General features: G+C 55.7%; 22 protein-coding genes. 12 read left to right on the top strand and 10 right to left on the bottom strand.

Annotated features, from left to right (window positions below; translation table 11 throughout):
* Positions 1-556 precede the first annotated feature (556 nt).
* The 6 genes from ABTV29_RS19355 (at position 557) to ABTV29_RS19330 (ending at position 6,516) form a co-directional block, all read left to right on the top strand.
* Positions 557-1,468: a TauD/TfdA dioxygenase family protein gene (locus ABTV29_RS19355; protein WP_433766294.1), complete on the top strand. Its 912-nt coding sequence runs from the start codon at positions 557-559 to the stop codon at positions 1,466-1,468.
* A 34-nt stretch (positions 1,469-1,502) separates the two neighbouring features.
* Entirely contained in the window at positions 1,503-2,615 is a 1,113-nt protein-coding gene (locus ABTV29_RS19350; RefSeq protein ID WP_433766293.1) for an ABC transporter substrate-binding protein, read from the top strand.
* Positions 2,616-2,619: 4 nt separating this feature from the next.
* Positions 2,620-3,525: an ABC transporter permease gene (locus ABTV29_RS19345; protein WP_433766292.1), complete on the top strand. Its 906-nt coding sequence runs from the start codon at positions 2,620-2,622 to the stop codon at positions 3,523-3,525.
* Positions 3,522-4,307, top strand: a complete 786-nt coding sequence (locus tag ABTV29_RS19340; RefSeq protein WP_433766291.1) for an ABC transporter permease — start codon at positions 3,522-3,524, stop codon at positions 4,305-4,307. Before ABTV29_RS19345 ends, ABTV29_RS19340 begins: the two co-directional genes overlap by 4 nt.
* Positions 4,308-4,344: 37 nt before the next feature.
* Complete coding sequence (locus ABTV29_RS19335; protein ID WP_433766290.1) at positions 4,345-5,106, top strand: ABC transporter ATP-binding protein; 762 nt, start codon at positions 4,345-4,347, stop codon at positions 5,104-5,106.
* 78 nt (positions 5,107-5,184) lie between these two features.
* A complete protein-coding gene (locus ABTV29_RS19330) occupies positions 5,185-6,516 on the top strand; it encodes an LLM class flavin-dependent oxidoreductase (protein WP_433766289.1) in 1,332 nt (443 codons plus the stop codon).
* A 139-nt stretch (positions 6,517-6,655) separates the two neighbouring features.
* Here the strand turns inward: ABTV29_RS19330 and ABTV29_RS19325 are convergent, their stop codons facing one another.
* From ABTV29_RS19325 to ABTV29_RS19315, 3 genes are all read right to left on the bottom strand, one after another.
* Positions 6,656-7,012, bottom strand: a complete 357-nt coding sequence (locus ABTV29_RS19325) for a DUF6124 family protein (RefSeq protein ID WP_433766288.1) — start codon at positions 7,010-7,012, stop codon at positions 6,656-6,658.
* A gap of 523 nt (positions 7,013-7,535) precedes the next feature.
* On the bottom strand, positions 7,536-7,973 hold the full coding sequence (locus ABTV29_RS19320) for a hypothetical protein (protein ID WP_433766287.1): 438 nt from the start codon (positions 7,971-7,973) through the stop codon (positions 7,536-7,538).
* A 51-nt stretch (positions 7,974-8,024) separates the two neighbouring features.
* A complete protein-coding gene (locus ABTV29_RS19315) occupies positions 8,025-8,615 on the bottom strand; it encodes an Sbal_3080 family lipoprotein (RefSeq protein WP_433766286.1) in 591 nt (196 codons plus the stop codon).
* A 288-nt stretch (positions 8,616-8,903) separates the two neighbouring features.
* Here ABTV29_RS19315 and ABTV29_RS19310 point away from each other — a divergent pair, with 288 nt between their 5' ends.
* Positions 8,904-9,581, top strand: coding sequence for a DUF3313 domain-containing protein (locus ABTV29_RS19310; protein ID WP_433766285.1), 678 nt, complete (start codon positions 8,904-8,906; stop codon positions 9,579-9,581).
* A 271-nt stretch (positions 9,582-9,852) separates the two neighbouring features.
* On the opposite strand, the gene ABTV29_RS19305 is transcribed toward ABTV29_RS19310, so the two are convergent.
* Together ABTV29_RS19305 and ABTV29_RS19300 are read right to left on the bottom strand one after the other, a co-directional pair.
* Positions 9,853-10,287, bottom strand: a complete 435-nt coding sequence (locus ABTV29_RS19305; RefSeq protein ID WP_433766284.1) for a bleomycin resistance protein — start codon at positions 10,285-10,287, stop codon at positions 9,853-9,855.
* Positions 10,288-10,614: 327 nt separating this feature from the next.
* The gene (locus ABTV29_RS19300) at positions 10,615-12,213 is read right to left on the bottom strand and encodes an arylsulfatase (protein WP_433766283.1); all 1,599 of its coding nucleotides are present in this window, start codon (positions 12,211-12,213) and stop codon (positions 10,615-10,617) included.
* Between the two features lie 656 nt (positions 12,214-12,869).
* On the opposite strand from ABTV29_RS19300, the gene ABTV29_RS19295 reads away from it, so the two are divergent.
* The 3 genes from ABTV29_RS19295 (at position 12,870) to ABTV29_RS19285 (ending at position 14,365) form a co-directional block, all read left to right on the top strand.
* Positions 12,870-13,148 carry a DUF2790 domain-containing protein gene (locus tag ABTV29_RS19295; RefSeq protein WP_433766282.1) on the top strand — a complete coding sequence of 93 codons (279 nt, stop codon included), beginning with the start codon at positions 12,870-12,872 and terminating at the stop codon, positions 13,146-13,148.
* A 273-nt stretch (positions 13,149-13,421) separates the two neighbouring features.
* On the top strand, positions 13,422-14,069 hold the full coding sequence (locus ABTV29_RS19290; protein ID WP_433771943.1) for a hypothetical protein: 648 nt from the start codon (positions 13,422-13,424) through the stop codon (positions 14,067-14,069).
* An 89-nt stretch (positions 14,070-14,158) separates the two neighbouring features.
* Positions 14,159-14,365 (top strand): co-regulatory protein PtrA N-terminal domain-containing protein, encoded by a 207-nt coding sequence (locus tag ABTV29_RS19285; protein ID WP_175391370.1) that lies wholly within the window; start codon positions 14,159-14,161, stop codon positions 14,363-14,365.
* 404 nt (positions 14,366-14,769) lie between these two features.
* Here ABTV29_RS19285 and ABTV29_RS19280 read toward each other — a convergent pair whose 3' ends face one another.
* The 3 genes from ABTV29_RS19280 to ABTV29_RS19270 form a co-directional block, all read right to left on the bottom strand.
* Entirely contained in the window at positions 14,770-15,153 is a 384-nt protein-coding gene (locus ABTV29_RS19280) for a hypothetical protein (RefSeq protein WP_433766281.1), read from the bottom strand.
* A gap of 430 nt (positions 15,154-15,583) precedes the next feature.
* Entirely contained in the window at positions 15,584-16,564 is a 981-nt protein-coding gene (locus ABTV29_RS19275; protein WP_433766280.1) for a DUF5677 domain-containing protein, read from the bottom strand.
* Between the two features lie 178 nt (positions 16,565-16,742).
* Positions 16,743-17,066, bottom strand: a complete 324-nt coding sequence (locus tag ABTV29_RS19270; RefSeq protein ID WP_433766279.1) for a hypothetical protein — start codon at positions 17,064-17,066, stop codon at positions 16,743-16,745.
* Between the two features lie 464 nt (positions 17,067-17,530).
* Here ABTV29_RS19270 and ABTV29_RS19265 point away from each other — a divergent pair, with 464 nt between their 5' ends.
* Both ABTV29_RS19265 and ABTV29_RS19260 read left to right on the top strand, forming a co-directional pair.
* A complete protein-coding gene (locus tag ABTV29_RS19265; protein ID WP_433766278.1) occupies positions 17,531-19,324 on the top strand; it encodes an alpha/beta fold hydrolase in 1,794 nt (597 codons plus the stop codon).
* Between the two features lie 290 nt (positions 19,325-19,614).
* A complete protein-coding gene (locus ABTV29_RS19260; RefSeq protein ID WP_433766277.1) occupies positions 19,615-19,893 on the top strand; it encodes a DUF2790 domain-containing protein in 279 nt (92 codons plus the stop codon).
* Positions 19,894-20,006: 113 nt separating this feature from the next.
* Here ABTV29_RS19260 and ABTV29_RS19255 read toward each other — a convergent pair whose 3' ends face one another.
* Both ABTV29_RS19255 and ABTV29_RS19250 read right to left on the bottom strand, forming a co-directional pair.
* Positions 20,007-20,588: a hypothetical protein gene (locus tag ABTV29_RS19255; RefSeq protein WP_433766276.1), complete on the bottom strand. Its 582-nt coding sequence runs from the start codon at positions 20,586-20,588 to the stop codon at positions 20,007-20,009.
* Between the two features lie 214 nt (positions 20,589-20,802).
* Positions 20,803-21,501, bottom strand: coding sequence for an ion channel (locus ABTV29_RS19250; protein WP_433766275.1), 699 nt, complete (start codon positions 21,499-21,501; stop codon positions 20,803-20,805).
* Positions 21,502-21,680: the final 179 nt, after the last annotated feature.

Here is a 21,680-nt window from a genome sequence, read left to right as displayed (position 1 = left end):
CTGCTCGCGATGGAGGCACAGGCGCCGCGGGGTATCAGTTATGCCCGCGTCATCGTTGACGACCATCGCGAGCAGGCTCGCTCCCACAGGTTTTTGTGTGGATTGAATGATTGGTGGTCGACACGGACCCTGTAGGAGCGAGCCTGCTCGCGATGGAGGCACAGGCAACGCGGGGTGTCAGTTATGCCTGCGTGATCGTTGACGACCATTGCGAGCAGGCTCGCTCCCACAGGTTTTTGTGTGGATTGGATGATTGGTGGCCGACACGGACCTTGTAGGAGCGAGCCTGCTCGCGATGGAGGCGCAGGCGCCGCGGGGTGTCAGTTATGCCTGCGTGATCGTTGACGACCATCACGAGCAGGCTCGCCCCTACAGTTGGTTATTTGTATATAAGTTATTAGCTAATAACTGATGGCATATGTCTTTTAGTTGCACTTGATAACGCGAAAGTTATATGACGCTTATTCTATCTTTAGAATAATTTGTGATTAGTCATCGTCGCTTTTATGTCTTTATGATCTGTCCCACAACAACTCGTGAGACAGGAGGTAGCTCGATGACTATTCAAATCAAACCCGTTGCAGGTCGAATTGGGGCACAACTGGAAGGCGTGAAGTTGGGGGGTGACATCAGCGCCGAGGAATTCGAAATCATTAATCAGGCACTGTTGAAACATAAAGTGCTGTTCTTTCGCGACCAACATCTGGATGACGCCGGACACGAGGCTTTTTCCCGCCGCTTTGGCGATCAGGTCCCGCACCCCACCGTGCGTTCCGCCGAGCAAGGCGCCGCGATCCTGCATCTGGACGCCAAGGAAACCCGCGCCAATTCCTGGCACACCGATGTGACCTTCGTCGCCAATTACCCGAAGATTTCCATCTTGCGCGGTGTGGTCATTCCGCCCTTTGGCGGCGACACGGTATGGGCCAATACGGCAGCGGCCTATGCCGATCTGCCCGAACCGTTAAAACAACTGGCAGACAATCTTCGCGCGTTGCACACCAACTTATATGACTACGCAGCACCGCGTAATACCGATGAATCGGGACTCAAGCGTTATCGCGAACAGTTCACTGCCGAAATCTACGAAACCGAACATCCATTAGTTCGAGTACATCCGGAGTCGGGTGAAAGAAGTTTGTTGTTGGGGCACTTCGTTAAACAAATCCAGGGTGTAAGTACCAACGATTCCAAACAATTGATTCGCCTGTTCCACGACCGTATTACCCATGTCGACAACACCGTGCGCTGGCGTTGGCAGGAGGGCGATGTGGTGATCTGGGACAACCGCGCCACCCAGCACATTGCGATCAACGATTACGGCGATGCCCAGCGCATCGTGCGCCGCACCACCATCGACGGTGATGTGCCGGTCGGGGTGGATGGTCGCCTGAGCCAGGCACTCAAGCCGAGCCCGGACGCGCGCTCGCCGAAAACCGAAGCCGACAAAAAACACCTCGCCGCCTGACGAGCGACTCTCATTGGTACTAAGGAAGGCTGACATGAAGCTCAATGGCATTCGCCTGTTCAAAACAGGCAGCATCGCTGCAGCACTGGCTGCGATTCTTGCGATACCCGTAGCCGAGGCCGATGTGTTGCGCATCGGAGTGGCAACCGCCGGTGGCGGTGACCCGGTGACCTTCAGCGGTTCGACCCTGGGCATCGTGCGCAATCAGCAGTTGCTGGAGAAAGCCTTCGCCGGTACCGGGACCGAAGTGCAGTGGTTCTTCTTCAAGGGGGCAGGGCCTGCGGTCAACGAGGCCTTTTCCAACCAGCAACTGGACTTCGCCTACCAGGGCGATCTGCCTGCGGTCGTCGGGCGTTCCAACGGACTGGACACCAAATTGCTGGCGGCACTGGGTGTACGCGCCAACCTGTATCTGGCGGTGCCCAAGGGCTCCCCCCTGAAAACCATCGAGGACCTCAAGGGCAAGAAAGTCGCGATCTTCCGCGGTACCAACGGCCATCTGGTGATGATCAATCTGCTCGCGGAGCACGGGCTGACCGAGCGCGATATCAAGGCCATCAACCTCGATACCGGCAGCTCCCAGGCGGCATTGATTTCCAATGGCGTGGATGCCGCATTCGGTGGGCGCGAGTTGTTCAAGCTGCGTGACCAGGGGCTGATCGACATCGTTTACGACAATCCCCAACAGGACGTGCGCTACACCCGGCAGACCGCCCTGGTGGTTCGCGGGGACTATGAAAAAGCGAATCCGGACAAGGTGCAAAAAGTCGTCGACACGCTGGTGGACGCAGCGAAATGGACATCGGATGACAGCCATCGCGACGAAGTCTTCACCGAATGGGCCAAGAGCAATGACCCTGCGAGCTCGCTGCGTGCCGACTTCACCGGGGTCCCCCTCAGGGACAGGGCATCGCCCCTGGTCGACAACTTCCTGATCAGCCGCTATCAGGCCGTGGCGGATCAGGCCAAGGAAGAAAAACTCATCCGGCGCCCGGTCAGTCTCGATGGCTGGTTCGAGACCAGTTATTTGCAGAAATCCCTCAAGGCCAAGGGGCTGGAAAACTACTGGACGCCCTACGGCCCGGATGGCAAGCAACCGGCGGGTAACGCGGTAGCGGCCGCGACGACCAGCAAGCAAGGGAGCTAGGCAAATGGCCAGGGCACAGACCGCAAGACTCGAGAAGTATGGGGCGCCGGCCTTGCCGAGCGACAACGTCAAACGTCTTCCACCGGCACCCGCTCGCCCGGTGCGCAAGGTCGAAGTGCCGCGCACTTCGGCCTGGTCCTTGAGTCTGGGTGACAAGGCCTTGCCCTGGCTGTTGCCATTGCTGTTGCTGGGTTTGTGGTACCTGGGGGTGGAACGTGGCTGGCTTTCAGAGCAGGTACTGCCACCGCCAGCCTACGTTTACCAGGCGCTGTCGGACCTGGTCAGCAGCGGCGATCTGTGGATGAACGCGTCGGCCAGCCTGCAGCGGGTGGTCGTCGGCTTCAGCCTGGGTGCATTGCTCGGCGTGGCGCTGGGCCTGGCCATGGGATTGTCGCGGACGCTGGAGGATTACCTGCTGCCGACCTTCAACGCACTGGTGCAAATTCCGGTACTGGGCTGGCTGCCGTTTGCCTTGCTGCTGTTCGGCATTGGCGAGACGCTCAAGTATGTGCTGATTGCCAAGGCCGCCCTGGTGCCGATCACCCTGTGTACCTTGCAGGCTTTCCGCCAGGCGCCCAAAGGCTTGCTGGAAGTCGGCCGGACCTACGGCTTCAGCCGTCGGCAAAGCGTCACTTCCATCGTCCTGCCGGCGGCGATCCCGACGCTGTTTACCGGGTTTCGCCTGGGCTTCACCAAGGCCTGGCTGTCGCTGGTGGTGGTCGAGTTGGTGGCGTCGAGTGAAGGGCTGGGATACCTGATCGTCTATGGACGCCAGCTGTTTCAACTGGACCTGGTGATGGCGGCTGTCGTGGTAGTGGGGGCTCTCGGTCTGCTGATCGATCGCGGTTTCGACTACGCGGAGAAACGCCTCAATCGCGGTCGGCCAACGGTTGGAGGGCGCCAGTCATGAGTGCAGCTTTGTCATCAGCAAACAGTAGCCACCGCTATCGCGGTTGGGTCTTGCCCCTCTCAGCGATTGCCCTGTGGTGGCTGGCTTCGAACCTGGGCTGGAGCGAATCGGGACTGTTCGTTTCGCCGGAAAAAGTCGCGGCGACCGCCTGGGATCAAATCACCTCGGACAAATTCTGGCGGGCGATTTCGGCGAGCCTTGCGCGCAACCTCAGCGGCTTTTTCATCGGTACCGCGCTGGGCCTGGTACTGGGTTGCCTGCTGGGACTTTCGCGGCATTTCGAGCGTCTGGTTGGCCCGAGCTTCAACACCTTCAAGCAGATTTCCCTATTCGCCTGGATCCCGCTGATCTCGGTGTGGTTCGGCCTGGGCGATGTGGCCAAGGTGGTGTTCCTGTCACTGGCCGCGCTGGTGCCGGTGGTGGTCAACACCTGCGACGGCTTGCGCAACGTCCCGCCCAACCTGCTGGAAGTAGCGCGGGTCTACGGCTTCACCCGTTGGCAAACCATTATCGGCGTGATGTTGCCCGCCGCCTTGCCGTCGATTTTCACCGGGCTCTACCTGGCGCTGGTCTACAGCTGGCTGGCGACCATCGGCGCCGAATACCTGCTGGTGTCGGGGGAGGGGATCGGCAACACGCTGATCGATGGCAGCGAACATTTCATGATGGATCTGGTGTTGTTTGGAATGGTGGTGATCGGCCTGGTGGGATGGGGTCTCAACGCCCTGGCCCGGACCCTTGAGCGGCGGATGCAGCGCCTGTACGGCATTGCTGCCCATTGATTAGCGCATTGATTGCCACTTTGAAAAGGATCGCGACATGAGCAATAGCCTCACCCTGGAACACATCAGCAAGCGCTTCAGCTCCCAACCTGGCAGTTCGACGCAATTGCAGGTGCTCGACAACATCCACCTCGACATCGCCCCTGGTGAGTTCATCAGCATCGTCGGCGCCAGCGGCTGCGGCAAATCCACGCTGCTGCGACTGATCCTCGGCCTGGACGAAGAGTTCGACGGGCGCATCCTGCTCGATGGCAAACCCATCAAGGGCACGGGCCTGGAACGCGGCATCGTTTTTCAGGACCACCGTTTGTTCCCCTGGCTCAACGTCGAGCAGAACGTCGCCGTCGGCCTGAAAAACTCGCCCCTGAGCGCCGGGCAGAAGCGCGACACCGTGCGTGAGCACATCGAACTGGTCGGCCTGCAAGACTTCATCGAGGCCTATCCGCATCAGATTTCCGGTGGCATGGCGCAGCGCGTGGCCATCGCCCGCGGCCTGGTCAATCGGCCGAGCGTGCTGCTGCTGGATGAACCACTGGGCGCCCTCGACGCCTTGACCCGCGCGCGCCTGCAGGGCGAGCTGCAGAACATCTGGGCCAAGGAAAAAATCACCATGATCCTGGTCACCCACGATGTGGACGAGGCGGTGTTCCTCGGCGATCGGGTGGTGGTGATGCAGCCCAACCCGGGACGTATCCGGCGCATTGTCGACGTCGATCTGCCACGTCCGCGCAATCGCAGCGACAGCCGTTTCATCGCCTTGCGCGATGACGTGTTGAGCGACTTTGCCGAGTTGCATTGAGTCGCGCGTTGTCCCGCCTTTTTCAGATTCGCTTACTCAGGCTCTCCCTCTACGGCTCTCTATTTCAGGAGAAAGGAAATGTCCGAACGCCAGCTCAGCCTCAACCTCTTCATCTACCCCAATGGTCATCACGAAGCCGCCTGGCGTCACCCGCAGTCGGTGCCGGAAGCGTCCATGGACATCGAGCACTACCAACAGCTTGCACTGAGAGCGGAACGGGGAAAACTCGACGCGATCTTCTTCGCCGATTCGCCGTCCCTGGCCGAGAGCGACCGTGAAGGCCTGCGCATTCGTTTCGAGCCGGTGACCTGGCTGGCCGCGATTGCCGCCGTGACCCAACGCATCGGTCTGATCGCCACGGCCAGCACCACCTACAGTGAGCCGTACAACCTGGCCCGTTCGTTCAGCGCGCTGGATCACCTGAGCAAGGGCCGCGCCGGCTGGAACATCGTCACCACATCCCTGGCGGCAGCCGCCGCCAACTTCGGTCTGGACCAGCATCCGCCGGCCCATGACCGCTATGCCAAGGCCGAAGAATTCGTGCAGGTGGTGGGGGACCTGTGGGACAGCTGGGAGGACGATGCGCTGGTGCTGGACAAGGCCGCCGGGGTGTTCGCCAACGGTGCGAAAGTGCACTCGATCGACCACGTGGGCAAGCACTACCGGGTCAAGGGCCCGTTCAACTCGCCACGCTCCCCGCAAGGGCGGCCGGTACAGGTGCAGGCCGGTTCGTCCGAGGATGGCCGTGATTTCGCATCAAGGCATGCCGAAGCAATCTTCACCGCGCACCAGACCCTGCAAAGCGCCACCGAATTCGCCAACGACATCCGCGCACGGGCGAGGGCAGTAGGACGCGATCCTCGCCAGCTGAAAATCCTCCCGGGCATCAGCCCCTACATCGGCAGCACCGAAGCCGAAGCCCAGCGCAAATTCGACGAACTCAACGAACTGGTACTGCCGAACGTCGCCCTGGGCCAGCTGCGCCGCCTGCTGGGTGTCGACCTGTCCGGTCAGGACCTGGATGCGCCTTTCCCGCGCCATCTGGTCAACTTCGAAGGCGGCGAGAGCCAGGCCAGCCGCTTCAAGCTGGTCATCGACATCGTCGACCGCGAGAAGCCAACCCTGCGCCAGCTGATCAACCGCCTGGCCGGCGCTCGCGGGCATTGGGTACCGGTGGGCACGCCGGTGCAGATCGCCGACCTGATCGAGCAATGGTTCCGCAGCGGCGCCGCCGATGGCTTCAACGTGATGCCACCAGCATTCCCCGACGGCTTTGAAGTGTTCCTCGATGAAGTGCTGCCGATCCTGCGCAAACGCGGGCTGTTCCGCGAGGAATATGCAGGGACTACGCTGCGCGAGCATTACGGCCTGAGCCGCCCGGTTTCGCGGTTTGCGTTGAAATCTGCGTGAAGGAGGCAGGGGCATTACCCCTGTGGGAGCGAGCCCGCTCGCGATGGAGGTCAACGATAACGCGGGCTGACTGAATGCCCGCGTTGCCCCGGCGATTTTCGCGAGCAAGCTCGCTCCTACAGGTCCGGGTTCAGATGTTTCAGGGCGGATCAATCTGATCCAGCACCCGGTTCGCCGTGATCTCCGCCAGCATGACGCTGTTGGAAATACCCAGCAGCGCATTGCGATCGCCACCCTCCAGATGATCCACCAGTTGATGAACCATCACATCGACCGACGCCAGGGTTTCGACCAGGTACACCATCAGCGTTTCGGTGGGGGTTTGCGGGTTCACGGAAAACAGGGTGCTGGGTGTGCGTGGGGTGGCTTTGATATCGGCTGTCGAGGGGACGTGAATTTCGAGGGCAGGTTCGGCGGCCTCGTTGGGTTGGTTTGAATCGGGTTCGGAGGAGGGAGTCGGATCGGTGGCTGGGGGATTGGGTGAATGTTTTTTCATAGGCTGGGTCCTTAATGGAGTGCCACCCCTGTTGCTGCTAAACGCAAGGGGAGGCAGCTGTACGCAGGTTAGCAGACCGGGGAACCCAGCAAATCCGGCGCGCCCGAAGGCGCCCTGCGCACAGCTACCATCAAACGCGGCAATGCCTGCTGATAGAGCATGTGCACTTCACTGGAAGACCACGGGCTGCTAAACCCGATCACTGATGGGCAGTGACGCGAATCAAGTTACCCAGCGACCCCAAGGCGCACAAGCCGGCGGATTCTGGCGTAACCGTAGGCAGCGACGCAAGGTTTCGTAGCCCTCATCCCGTAACCGCAAGTGCTTTTAAACAAGCGCTCGCGGGTGATGTTTAATGAGTGGGTGAAGGCTTATTACAAGAAGTGGAACCTTGGGGCGTTGAGAAGGCGCCGGGCGTATTATCGACTTTGCTGTTTAAATTTACTTCTAATCAATAGAGCCAGAATCTCGATATGCGCCAGAGCTTGTTCATATACAGAGGTCAAAATTCAAAAAAAATATATTACCCATTATCACGACTGGCAGAAATATTAGGCGCAAGGTCAATGTTGGGGTTCTTGTCATTGGGTGATTTATTTTCCGCTAAGAAAACTGGCTCGCACATGAATCTCTGTATCTTCGTTTGCTCGCGGTTCAATTTGACCAGTTCAGTCATGTTTTTGTTTATGTTTGAAATCAGAACCCAGAATCCAGCAAATAACACGCTGGAACCGAGGCCAAAGAAAAAGCCCACTACAGCGGCAAATAAAACCAGTATAGGATGGCTAAAGACAAACGCTGCAAACTGCTGGTGTGGAATGCCGTGATTGAGAAAAAATTTGTAGTCGTCAGTATATTCCAAATAACTAATGCATATGGCGATGACCATCCAGGTCACCGTGCCAAAGACTATTGAGATCCAGGCAATAAAATCAACCAGTTTAATCAGAATGCTGTTCAAGTTACATCTGCCTATTATCAATTAGCAAACGAAGGGAACTGAGCCGTTGGCCTAGTCAGCCATGATCCGCTCGTAACGCTTCTGGTACTCCTCATACGGGAGGCCCTGCAGTTCCAGTTGTTTGAGCTGTTGCTGTTGGTAAGCGTCTTTTGTCAGGAGTGTGGTAGCGGTTCCGGAACTTGACTCCGTAACTCCCTTTAAACCTGCGGCACCATCTGGAAATAGCTGATTGGTCAGCTCTGTGATTTTTTTCTCTGCAATAATGAATTTATCTAACCGGCCGCTACCGCTACGCGAGTCATATTCAGCGTGGCCCACTTGTCTGCCGAATTGATAAACACGGATATCTGCATAACTCATGTAGATAGCCAAGTCCCACGACCAAGTACCGATATAAGTCGTCGAAAGAGGGCAGCTAGATGGGTTGCTGCCTGGTGGGATCTGACGCGTGTGGAATCCTTTGCTTTTGAGCAGGCTTTCATAGGTCGTGTTGAATCCCTCTCGAAGTCCTTCGGCGGGGATCAGACAAATCTCTGGCGTTATCTGAGAAGACAGTTCGACGGGTGTCACGGTTTGCTTGATGCTGCAACCCGATGCCAAAAAAGTTGTCGTCAGGAGGAGAGGTATATAGAGAGTGCGCATGTCGGCCTTCGTGTCATAAATGAGCCGCGAACGGTGTCACGGCGTTGTTAGTCAAGCTGGCTAACTGCGAGGTGTGCCGTGCAGATCTTGAGGATCAGTTTATAGTCGGAAGGGAGGGCCACCTTTCATTTGGCGACAGCGCTTTTTCATTTCATGACAATCCCTGACCGTTAATCCGGGATTGATCAGCGCCGATAAAGCCTGGATTCAAGCCGTGACTGGAAACATGGCTCAGCGTTTCTGATGCTCTGTTGACGGAACCCGCCTCAACTGTGGAGTGAACCCGCCATGACCTTGGTCCATAAATCGTTTGTTGGCGTCGCACTGGCCTGCCTGCTACTCGCCGGTTGTACCTCCCAGGTCACTGAGCGCGAGCAGTATTCCGGCTTCCTGTCCAGCTACAACGACCTGAAGGAGGTGACCACCACCACAGGTGAGAAGTCGTTGCGCTGGGTGAGCCCGTCATGGAACCCGGATGCCTATGACACCATTGCGTTCAGGACGCTGGAGTTTTATCCGGCTCCAAAACCCAATGAGCAGGTCAATCGGCAGACGCTGGCCGACTTGCAGTACTACATGTCCAGGACGGCCAAAAGTGTGCTGGGTCGCAAATACAAAAGGGCGTCCAGCGCGGCCGCCGCACCGGCCGGGTCGCGTCCCCTGATCCTGCGTGCGGCCATCACTGGCGTCAGCGCTTCGAACGAAGGCATGAAATGGTATGAAGTGATGCCGATCGCGGCCGTTGTCGGAGCGACACAGGCCGCTACCGGTCACCGGGATCAAGACACCAATCTGTACATCGAAGCCGAGTTCATTGACGCGAAAACCAATCAGACAATGGCCAAGGTGGTGCGCAAGGTATTTGGCAGCCAGCTGGAGAACGAGAGTCAGAAAATCACTACCAAAGACTTTAAAGCCGCCATCGACAAAATGAATACCGATCTCTGGACGTTCGTTCACAGATGAAGTGACTGCTTAAGGACATTGACGACCGCGCAGAACCCTGTGGGAGCGAGCTTGCTCGCGATGGACGTCAACAATAACGCGGGCTGACTGAATGACCGCGTTGCCCCGACGATTTTCGCGAGCAAGCTCGCTCCTACAGATCCGGGGTCAGATCTTTCAGGGCGGATCAATCTGATCCAGCACCCGGTTCGCCGTGATCTAATGGGGGAGTGAAGGTGTCCTACACGAGGTGGAACCTTGGGGAACTGAGAAAATGCCTGGAGTGTTTCCCTTATTCAGACTCTCGTTCGACTGCTCTGAAACCCAAACTTTGAGAGAACCGCAACAGATAGCCATCTGGATCAAGCACCAGGAAATTAAGCTCGCCGTGCAGGCGCTCATTATCTCGGTACCAACACTCTTCAATGGGTCTGCGCAATTCAATACCAGCATCTTCGAGGGTCCTGGCCAAAGCTTTGGTATCAGAGCACTGAATTGAAAGATTCATCCCTCGACCATAGGGAGATAAGAGGGGGCCCACACGCCATGGAGACTCTTGCAAGTCATCCTGCTCCAGCATCAATTGGCTCCCTTGAAAGGACAGGAAGGCGAATTTGTTTTCTGGCCGTTCGTATTCAACCTGGAAGCCCAGGATCCGGCAGTAAAAATCCAGGCTTCGTTTTAAGTCAGAGACAATCATCTCTGGAACCAACGTGTTCATCTTCATAAACGGACTCCTTGTCGTTGATAACACACCCTCAAGCAGTGGGGCGGCTTGTCCAACTTTGCTCGGCGCGGTTTGTACCACGATATGTATGTTAGGGCGTCGTTGAGCGACAGGTCGCTACAGGGCCAGGCTTTGCGAAAGGCCGCTTTGGGTCGGTTTCAGCCGATTGTGGAAGGCGGAAATCGGCCAAAAGCTGCCGTTGGATGCAGGGGCATGCTTGATTGTCGCTACAGCTGCCTATTCCATACGAGAATGGGTGGCAGGCTCCGACTACCACCCATGACTATGCACTAACGTGCCGGCATTTTATTACTTGGCCATCGCTGCTCACGCGGCCTCGATCTTGGCTTTTACCGAGTCGAGGTTGAAACTCGCACCTTTTTGCATCGGTGGGAACTCGATGGCCGTTTCAGCCAGTTTTGCAACCTCCTGCTGAACGAACACGAAGCGCCAGAACTGGAATTTAAACCAATCGAAGTACTGCATGGAGCCATTGGCCGCCTGGTTCTGCGGCCATCCGGCGCGCTCGAATGGGTCCAGACGCAAGTTGGTCAGAACAGGCACGTCGACACTGGTCTTGGCGCCGAGCCAGCCATCAGGCTGATCGATGAAACGATACTTGTAGTCGTCGATACGCACCGCGCCCAAATTGCTTTCGCCAAAATAGAAAATTTCATGACGATTGGACGGACCTTTGCCGGTGATCATCGGGGTTTGGTCGTAGCCGTCCAGGTGAACCTTGTATGTCGTGTCTCCCAATTGCTTGCCTTTGAGCAGTTCGCTCGTGATATTCGGGTTGCCTGCCGCGGCAATGAAGGTCGGAAACCAGTCCAAACCCGACATGATGCCGTTAGCGATCTGCCCCGCAGGTACCTTGTTCGGCCAACGGATGATTGCCGGAGCTCGGAAGCCACCTTCCATGACAGTCCCCTTGCCCATGGCAAACGGCGTCTGGCCGCCATCGGGCCAAGTGAAGTTTTCCGCGCCGTTGTCCGTGGTGAAGACCACGATCGTATTTTGATCCAGACCGTCTTTCTTCAACTTGGCCATGACGTCCCCGACGACGTCATCGAGTTGCGCCATACCGGCTTCCTGCTCGGACCAGCCATTTTCTGCATTGCGCATGGCCTGGTACTTGTCGGAGAGGTGAGTAACGATGTGCATGCGTGTCGGATTGAGCCAGACGAAGAAAGGTTTGTTGTCCTGCTTGGCCTTGTCGATGAAATTGAATGCCTTGTCACGGATTTCGTCGTCGACGGTTTTCATACGGTCAGGGTAGAGGGTACCCGCGTCTTCGATTTTCTGTTTGCCCACTTTGCCCCAGCGCGGCATTACGGTTGCGTCATCAGTGGTGCTCGCCCAACTGTGGACCATATTGCGCGGACCGACCGTGGGCAGCAGCGCCTGCGGGTAGTTGGGGTGGGCCGGATCCTCCATGGCGTCGAGGTGATAGAGGTAGCCGAAGAACTCGTCGAAGCCATGCACGGTGGGCAGGAATTCGTTCAGGTCGCCTAAATGGTTCTTGCCGAACTGACCGGTGGAATAACCCATGGACTTGAGCACGGTGGCAATCGTCACCGCCTGGGAGGGAATACCGATAGGTGAGCCGGCCTGGCCCACCGTAGTCATGCCGGTACGGATCGGCAGTTCGCCGGTAATGAAGTTGGCACGGCCCGCCGTGCAACTGGCTTCGGCATAGTAGTCGGTGAAGCGCATACCTTCGGAGGCAAGGGTGTCCAGATTGGGTGTTCTGCCGGCCATCATGCCCTGGTTGTAGACACCGATGTTCGACCAGCCGATATCGTCGCCCATGATAACCAGTATGTTTGGCACCGTTTTATCGTCCGCCAAGGATAATCCAGGCAGTGCGATCGCCGACAGCAGCGCTGTGGCTCCGAACACCGCAGAGAAAATGTTGTGGTTCATTTCGAACTCCTTTGCATTTTCGAGAGTATTTCGAGAGGTTCCCTCCAGCTGTCTTCCCGAAATACGGAAGTCCCCCGAAAGTAGCGTAGGTATGAATGCCGATCCTCCAGTGACGTATTTGAAATCGATGTGAAAACTGTTATTTCGATTCAATCTTTCATTTCAACAGCGCATACCGACAGCCGCTTTCAAGCCGATCAAAGGCTTGTGCCAATAATCACTCTAAAGTAAATGAATCGCCGGCCAATCGCCGTGGGCTAAGGTCTACCACAGGCATAATTATTGAGTACTTAGGTGGCGTACAGGCCCGTGTGAAGCACACAACTGACCAACTCAAATGTGAAGAATCCTACCCGATATATCTCCCTTGGCTCGCAGGCGCTTTTGGTCCACGCACTGTCACAGCCAATACGTGAAACCTTGGGCGAGAATTCGTCACAACATGCTATGACCTCATTCAGAAAAGGCGTTTTGCCCAGCAAATGCGGGGTTAATGGACGAATGGTCGAGAGGCGTCAAGCGCGGGGAATTACCGGGAGCCTGAAGCCACTACAGGCGGCACAGACAGGTGCGTTCGTCGCGGTGAAGTGAACTTCACTTTCAACACGTGTCAGATTAAGTCCTCGTTAAGCGAACTTCAGTGGAGATATAGCCTTATGAATATGGCCACAGTTGTCAGTGCCGTGATTTCCAGTCTCGCGCCAACTGTCTTCGATCAGAACGGACTGCAAGAGCCAGGCGCGCATGTCTCATCCGTCGATTACCACTACGGAATGGAAATCGATGTGAAGCGGGTATTGAAGCGCACCGATACATCCAGCAAGTCAGGCGTGGTACCGGTGACCTTGGTCTATGAAGATAGCCAAGGTGAGATTCACAAGATCCGTTTCCTCGAATGGGGCGCAAGCCCTGCCAACCCCACCAGCATTGCCTGATCCGCTCACCGATTGGATTCTGGCCGCGCCTACCCCGGAAGCGGAATTCAAACTTCATATGCACTAAGTGCGAATAATATTTTTGTTAGCTGAGCGTGGACATGATCGATTGATTAAAAATCAATTCGCGAGAAAGGCTATTGTCTTGGCAGCATGATACTGCAAGATATATTAAATAGAGGTTGCTGAATTTTAATTGCCATCGGCAACGGTGAACTCCAGTTGAGCCGTGCCGTGAGCCCTATTGATTTGCTATTGAAGTCAGAGGAAGCCATGGAATTTATTACGCTTTCTTCGTCCACCGCGGAGCACTTACGCTTGGGCGTTGTATATTTCCACCTTATCGCATGCTGTGTTGCAATCAGTCTTGTCTTGACCAGTGATATTGCAATGGTCAAACAACTCCTGAAGGGGGATGCGTCAGATCACCATGATGACGCACATATGGAAAGCCTACAAAAAACTGTCGTACTCGCGCTTGTAGCTCTTTGGATTACGGGTATTGGCATTATCGGGATAGATTATATCGGCAAGGGAATGGAGTATTTCCTCAATCCAAAATTGCAAGCAAAAATCGGGATAGTTGTACTGTTGACCTTTAACGGCTTCCTGTTACATAGCGCTGTATTGCCGGCGCTAAAAAAAGCCGGTTCGTTACTGAAACTTTCCTTCAGCCTGCGCATGCTGGCGCTTTTCTCGGGGGCGCTCTCTGGCGTGTCGTGGTTCTATGCCGCAATGCTGGGAGTGGGTCGTCCGCTGGCTTGGAAATACTCACTGGTCGAGTTACTGGCAGCCTATCCGGTTCTCATCGTCGGTGGATTCGGGGCAATGGTCCTGCTCACCGCCTGGGCAAAACGCAGAGATACCGAAGGGCACATGGAACAAGACACTTGGACAACACGAAACGCCGCCATAGCTTGATGGTAAAGCCAGATTGAATAAGCAAGTTCTGCTTTAGCAAATAAATACCGCTGTTATCTATTAATAAACTCTCACTTGAGGAAACCCAAATGAAATCCATGAAAGTACTCTTCGTAGCTGCCGCTCTGACCGCTTCTTCTCTGGCCATGGCATCAGGTGGCGGCGATCGGACCACCGCACGCATGGAGTCGGCCCGGAAAGTCTCGATGGAAGCTTTCCAGGTTGCACAGAAACAGAAGGCTGAAGCCGCAGTCGCCGAAAGCAAAGCCAAGGCGACCGATCACACCAACGGCTAATCTGTTTAACGCTTCCACAGGCTGACAAAAATGTGTGGTCTCAAGCGTCAAATGCAGCACCCAAGGTGCTACTAGCGCCGGTTTAACTAGAACCGGTGTATTACCGCCCCGTTGAATCCACCGCCGCAGGCAGCCTTTCTCGAAGGGCTGCTCTGGGGCGACTTGCGACTTAGCAGACGTCATCTAGGCTTGCCACCAGCTGATGGAACAGCTCCGTTTATTGTGAGCCCCCCCGAGCCCGCCCATGCGGGCTTTTTCATTTCAGCCAAAAGCAGCTAGTCGAATTAACTGGGGGGGGGCAATTTTGCCTGTTGCCACCGCCAGCTTTGGGTCGATAGCTGCTCATGACCCGGTATCGATTTCGAGAGAGGCAAAACAAACACGTTGCCGGCATAGGCTGGTTTTCACTCAGTCCTATGCCCGATCTCCTCCCGGGTTGGCATCGTCCAATCCGAGGCTCTTCGTTCGTAAATCGAATCAGTGTGTTTTTCTACTCCAAAGGCAAATGTCAGCAGGTAAAACGCAAATGCGGTTGCAGCTAGTGCCGCTCTCCCCAAGGGGTTCGCATCTTTGGACAAACCACCCGGACCAAGGGTAACCCAGCCTCCCCGAAGGTACGCAAAGACCGCTTGCATGAACCATGCTTGTACTGCCAGAGCCCCCCAGAAATGACTCCAGTCTCCGGCGAAGCGCACAAAAGCGTTTACCAATGAGGCTACGACCATCAATGCCAGAGTCAAATACCGAAAGCGCTTTAAAAATGTAAGGACGTTATTTTCCGGATCCATCAACCTTTTCCCAAACAAACAGGCTGCAAACGTATCCCGATTCCCAGATATCGGCTGATTTGAAACGATCCTAAGTCACAATCCATAGTTCCTTCTCCCCTTCAAAATCAGCCGCTCTAGTGGCAAGGTGCGGCGGCTCGTGATTGGTCTGTTTTGGTCGATTTTTCCCCGTCGCCACCGTCCGCTTTGGGTCGTAAGCATCCACCCGCGTACGTCTGCTCTTGGCCGGTTTCTGCCTGCCACGACCGGCTGAAACAGACCCACAGCGGACGGTCGATATCGGCAGACTCCGACCAAAAGTTGCCAATGATGACCGGCGGAGATCGGCTAGACGCGGGTGCTTATTCTACGAAAACTAAATTTTTCTTTATTTCGCCCACTCCATTCTTTTTGGCCATCATTGGCAACGATCAAGTTTCTGCCAATTGCCCTATTTTTGGGCTTCATCAAAAGAAAATCCGACCACGTTTACTTGGTCGGCGTACTTGAATTTGCTTATCTCTTCGTACGAAGCTTTTACTGATAGGCAAAGATAATCAAGAAGTAAGCACTTTTCTTGTGAGCTAAGCTCTGCCGGGGTTACCAAACTCATCGGGGTGGCGTGCAATAGTCTGCTAGTAAATGCATAAAGGAATCTATACTGAGACGCCATTCCTAGTTTTGATGCTCGATCCGCCCACTTCCAGCGCGGAGCTTTTTCTAAAAACTCAGGCTCAAGTAGCGGGTTAATATCGACGGGCTTTGACCTCAAAAGTTCCGCCATATGCTCGTTTAGTGTCTTAATGCGCGCCTCATGATGTGGAATAGCATCATTCTCAATGAGGAGTGCTTGATAGGCATAGCCGTTATGCTTTGCCTGTTGAGCGTAGATCGAAAATGCAGATCTTGCCTTTAAGTCCACTTTTTCCGCACAAGCTTTTATGCAATTACTAATAATGGCGTTTCTTTCATCCTTTGTTGTATTTTCATCAACCAAATCAACAATTGAATCAAAGTCCGGTTCATCTTCTGACTCAAGCTGCTTGAATAGTTCGATTTCCTCGCGCGCCTTTGCAATCGCCTGCATCTGGCTGTCTAGCTGCTGTTGCAAAAGCTGTCGATAAAATACCAGGCCATAATATTTATCTTGGTTAAATAGCTTTAGCCAAATTAAATTCTCAAATGCATTGCGCGCAATGGCAATGACAGAAACATCCTGCTCAAGCCCGACGAGCGTGATGATCTGCTGAAATTTTTCGATTGTGCCAAGTTGGGCTTTCAAGACCCAGGTTTCTGGTTTTATTTTGTGGTCTGGGCCTGAAAGCTGAAGCCATTGTAGCTGACCGTTCAGCTTCGCTTTTGTTAGCTCGGCCTGGTCATTAACTAATGCAATTAGCTCTTCCGCTAGAAGTGTTTCTCTATGTTCGTTCATTTTGCAATACTAATTTCTAAAAAATATTAATAATTTAATTTGGCGTCGACCACTTCAGGTCGACAACAGTAAGTAATGAATAACTGCTGTCGAACCAATATTCCATCACCAAGCTTTAATATGGTAATGGCACTCTCTAGTCCTTGCTTTGTATGAGATAAGAGCTGCTTGCCGTGTATTAATCCATATCAGGATGGATGGTGCGGTAATATTCATTGACCACAGCTCTATACCTTTCCAAGAGGTAATCATAGCCAGGAGCGCTTTGACCAAACCAGTAGTTAACGCCCTCGTGTTCAAAATAGAAAGTGAGGCCATCATCCTCATCTCGAAGATCCTCCAATGGGCGCCATACTGCTTTGTGAAGCTCGACTCTACAGTTTGGGGGGGCAGAATAGGTCTCAATGACTTCCCTACTGCGACCAGGCAAGAGGATGCGTTCAGGGCCGTAGCCGCTGGTCAGCGTAGCGACGTAAAACAAAGCTTGATCGTGCGATTTCATTCTGTTAGCAACTCCATGTAAAAGCGTAAATTAGCCTAGGCGTAATGACAGCTGATCGGGGCTAGTCATCGACAGCGATGAATATGGTGTCACTACGCCATCGTCTCGCGCAACATCGACTTCCAGCTATCTCGATTGATAAGAGTCGCGAACGACTAGTCGCGTAGTGATAGGCAGCTTCTGGCCGAAACCTGCCTCTCGCGAAACGCACAAGTCGGCCAAGACCGATCACTGATCGGCTGTCCACTCTCCTTAACGTAAACGCCCCCATCCGGATGCATGGGGGCGTCTTTAAACGTGCTGCCTTCGAGATCAGGCCTACAGGCCACCCATTCAATTCGTCGCCCCACGTATTCCCTGTCATCAAATGAAAACTCGCTGTCGTGTGATGCGCGGTGGCTGCCGCCTTCGCTGCCCTAGAGTCGGAGCACAACAACACCGCGCCCCGACACACGAGAGCCACCATGAGCAGATCCACCCGAACGAGCGAGACCGCAACTCCCACCCAGCGTCCCCCGGCGACCGGCCGAAAGCGTCGCGTTCGCAAGGACGGCGATCTCCCGGACAACACCCAACATCAAGAGTTGATCGGCACGGCTGCCAACCAGACCCTGGCAGGCAATCCGCTGGTCAGCGTGCGCGCGGCGGACCTGGCCAGTTCGGCCGGTTACCTGCTCAAGGCGGTGGGCAAGTCGCCGCTCAAGGCTGGCGCTCATCTGGGTGGCTACCTCAAGGCATTGCGTGGCATCGTCGGCGGCAAATCCGGCATTGCGCCGGACCCGAAAGACAAGCGCTTCAGCGATCCAGCCTGGCAGTCCAACGCCTTCCTGCGCGCACTGTTGCAGAGCTACCTGGCCGGCCAAAGTGAGTTGACCCGCTTCATCGAATCCACCGACCTTGCCCCGCTGGAAAAGAGCCGGGCCCGATTCGTGGCAGCGCTCCTTGCCGATGCAATGGCACCGAGCAATTCGCCGCTGACCAATCCGGCGGCGCTGCGCAAGCTGGTGGATACCGGTGGCATGAGCCTGGCCAGGGGCATGCGCCATTTCGGCGAGGATATGCTGACCAATCGTGGGCTGCCGAGACAGGTCGATAGCACGCCGTTCAAGGTCGGGGAAAACATCGCCACGGCCAAGGGCGCGGTTGTGTTTCGCAACGAGATGTTCGAGCTGCTGCAATTCGCGCCCACCACCCCACAGGTCTATTCCCGGCCCTTGGTGATGTCGCCGCCGCAAATCAACAAGTACTACGCCATCGACCTGTCGCCGGAGAAAAGCCTGATCAAGTGGATCCAGGACAGCGGCGTGAACCTCTTTGTCATCAGCTGGCGCAATCCCACCCGGGAGCATCGAGACTGGGGCTTGTCCGACTACGCGCTGTGCCTCGATCAGGCGGTGGACGTGGCGCGCAGGATCACTGGTAGCCCGGATGTGAACATGTGGGGCTCCTGCTCGGGCGGCATTACCCTGGCGGCTTACCTGGGCTGGCTGGCCGCCCGTGGTGAAGGCGACAAGGTCGCCAACACCAGTTGGGCGGTGTGCGTGCTCGACATGCCCTCGGCACTGGACGACACCACCCTGGGGTTGTTCACCACCCCGTCCGCGCTGCGTGCGGCCAAGGCCAGCTCCCGGCGCAAAGGCGTGCTGAGCGGGCAGGGCATGGCCCGCATGTTCGCCTGGATGCGGCCCAATGACCTGATCTGGAACTACTGGGTCAACAACTACCTGCTGGGCAACAAGCCTCCGGCCTTCGACATCCTGGCCTGGAACAACGACACCACGCGGCTGCCCGCCCAACTGCACGCGGACTACCTCGACCTGGTCCAGCAGAACCCCTACAGCAACCCGGGCTCCCTTGAGATTGCCGGGGAGTCGATCGACATGACCCAAGTGAAGGTGGGTGCCTACGTGGTTGGTGGCACCACCGATCACATCACCCCCTGGCAGGGCTGCTACGGCACCGCCCGCTTGTTTGGCGAGGACACGACCTATGTGCTGTCCAACGCCGGCCATCTGCAGAGCCTGGTGAATCCGCCGGGCAACCCCAAGTCGTTCTACTACGCGGCGCCTGCCGCCGCCGCGACCCCGCAAGCCTGGCTGCAGAACGCCGGGGAGCGCCAGCAAGGCAGCTGGTGGCCGCATTGGCGCGAATGGATCGGGCAGCGCTCGGGCGACAGCCTGCCGGCGCCGAAGAAGCTCGGCTCACGCAAGTATCCGGCGATCTGTCCCGCGCCTGGCACCTATGTCATGGAACGTTGAGGCTGTCATCGCTTGCTTGAGCGGATCTTCGCCACCTGCCGGTGCAGATTCGCCCCGAGTGCAAGTCCTCCATGACAGGTCATGATCTTCATCCGGAAGGGGTTTTCACCAATGAATACGGCCTTTAAAGGACGAATGGTCGAGAGGCGTCAAGCGCGGGCAATTGCTGGAAGTCTGTAGCCAGTACAGGGACGCGAGAAGGGGACGTTCGTCGCGGTGAAGTGAACTTCACTTTCACCGCGGGTCACATGAAGTCCTTGTCAAGCGAACTTCAGTAGAGGTAAAGCCTTATGAGCATGGCCACAATTGTCAGTGCCGTGATTTCCAGTCTCGCGCCAAGTGTATTTGCCCCCGGCGACTTGCAAGAACCCGGCGCGCATATCTCCCCCGTGGAATATCAGTACGGGATGGAAATCGATGTGCAGAGAGTCCTGCAGCGCACCGACACTACCGACAAGATAGGCCTGGTGCCGGTGACCCTGGTCTACGCAGACAGCCAGGGCGAGCTTCACAAGATCCGTTTCCTCGAATGGGGCGGGAGCACCGCCACCACTCTGACCACTGCCTGATCGGCGCTTCGCCGTAAGTCCATTCTTTGAAAGTGTCATCAGACAAAGCACGCGCAGTGATCGGGGTCAGCCTGGACTTCGACGCTGCGCAATTAAAGTCCTGTGTATCTATTTCACGTTAGTTCAAGTCGCTCTAGCGCATAATCCTTGCCTGCCAAGGTAAGTTCAAAAGTGATAGCGCCGAACGTACCCCTCGTGACTTTTTGCCTCACCAGTCGTTTGGCCTGGAGTTGCTTTAGACCGGCCTCTACTTCGGCCGTGCTGAGTGAAACAAGCTTGCAGACTGAGTTTAAGTTCGCAACTTTTCTGAAGTTTGCATGATAGGCCAAAGCTTCCATCAATAGCGTTTGGTTGTCTGTCAGTTGTGGGAACTGAGGGTTGTTCTTCTTGTAAATTTTTCGCTCTATCTCGTGCAGCTCACTGTAAGTTCCATCCGTGATGCGGGCGTAGTAGATCGCTACACACAGAGTGCCGATTAAAATCGCGAAAATCATCAGCAGCGACCAGTTGGGCATTGATGTTTCCAGCAACAGCCAATCCCGAAAACGCAGCAGCCAGTGCGTGGTGTCTGCCAACAACCTCAGCTCGAAGTAAATGTCGAGCAACGTTATGGCAACCCCGGCGACAAGGAGAATTGCAGCCGAGCAGGCCGTAGCCTTGAGCATGAAGGGGGAATGCTCGCCTTGAGCTGCCATGCTGATCGTCTCTGGTATAGAAACAGATCTAATCAGCATAGCAGTGGAAAAGCGGCCTCTGACGGCAGAACTGCAAGGTCAGCCATTGGCTGGTTTCCGCCTGTCGCCATCGTCGGTTTTGGGCCGAAATCAGCCGATGAGTCGGTATCGGTTGCCCGAGAGTCAAGGACGATTCAATCACTAATGCCCGGACGTGGCTCAGGCAAATCGGGAGTCACTTGGTCTGATTCGACGGATAAAGACCGGCAAGCCGGGCTATCACAACGCCAACGTAAAAGACCCCTGAAAATTCTTCGACCATCACAAGTGAGCGGGCGTGGTTGGTCAACGGGAGAACGTCACCGTATCCGGTGGTTGTGAGCGTCGTGAGGCTGAAATAGATCAGTTGGAAGAACGTACCGGGCTGTCCGAAATTGAGGTTGCCAGGGCCGAATGAGCCAGCGCTGGATATCTCGAGCAGGGCATAGACGAAGGACCAGACGAAGGCCAGCATGATGTAACCCGCAAGCGCGCCATGCAGCTTGTCGGCTGTAATTGGCCCGCGCTTGAGAATGTAGCGAAGCACTCCAATGAACGAGACTGCGAGAGACGCCGCGTAAAATATTCCGGCAAAGAAAAGAATCGCGATACTTTCAGCCCACAACGCCGACCATTGAAGGCCAACCCCAAGCAACGCCAGGCCCAGTTTGAGGATGAACCCCCGCCGAGTCTGCCTGGTGGCAAAAGCGCCGACGAGCAGCACGATTGAAAACAGAATGCCGAGCAGCGTGCGAGCAAATATACCTTCCTCAAGAAAGGGAAACAGCAGGATCAATCCCAGTAAGAGCAGCAATAGATAGGTGCAGGGCCCTCGGCCTATTACCATCTGACCTAAATCCTCGTCGGATTCGGCTTTATCTTGCGGATCTGTCATACAGGTTTCCCATAGACCGAAACAACGCTCGAGACTTGTCGCTGCACGGTTGAAATCGACCTGGCTTTAGAAGAGTCGGCAGTGAAATTCTAGTCGCGAATGTATGAGAGAGGATTCAGCCTACTTCCATGAGTTGTTTTCTACCCTTCGCACAGGCTGCAATCGGCCAACAGCAGCCC

The organism is Pseudomonas putida (assembly GCF_050989985.1).
Taxonomy (GTDB): Bacteria; Pseudomonadota; Gammaproteobacteria; order Pseudomonadales; family Pseudomonadaceae; genus Aquipseudomonas; species Aquipseudomonas putida_AI.
This window is presented reverse-complemented; position numbering and strand designations above follow the sequence as displayed.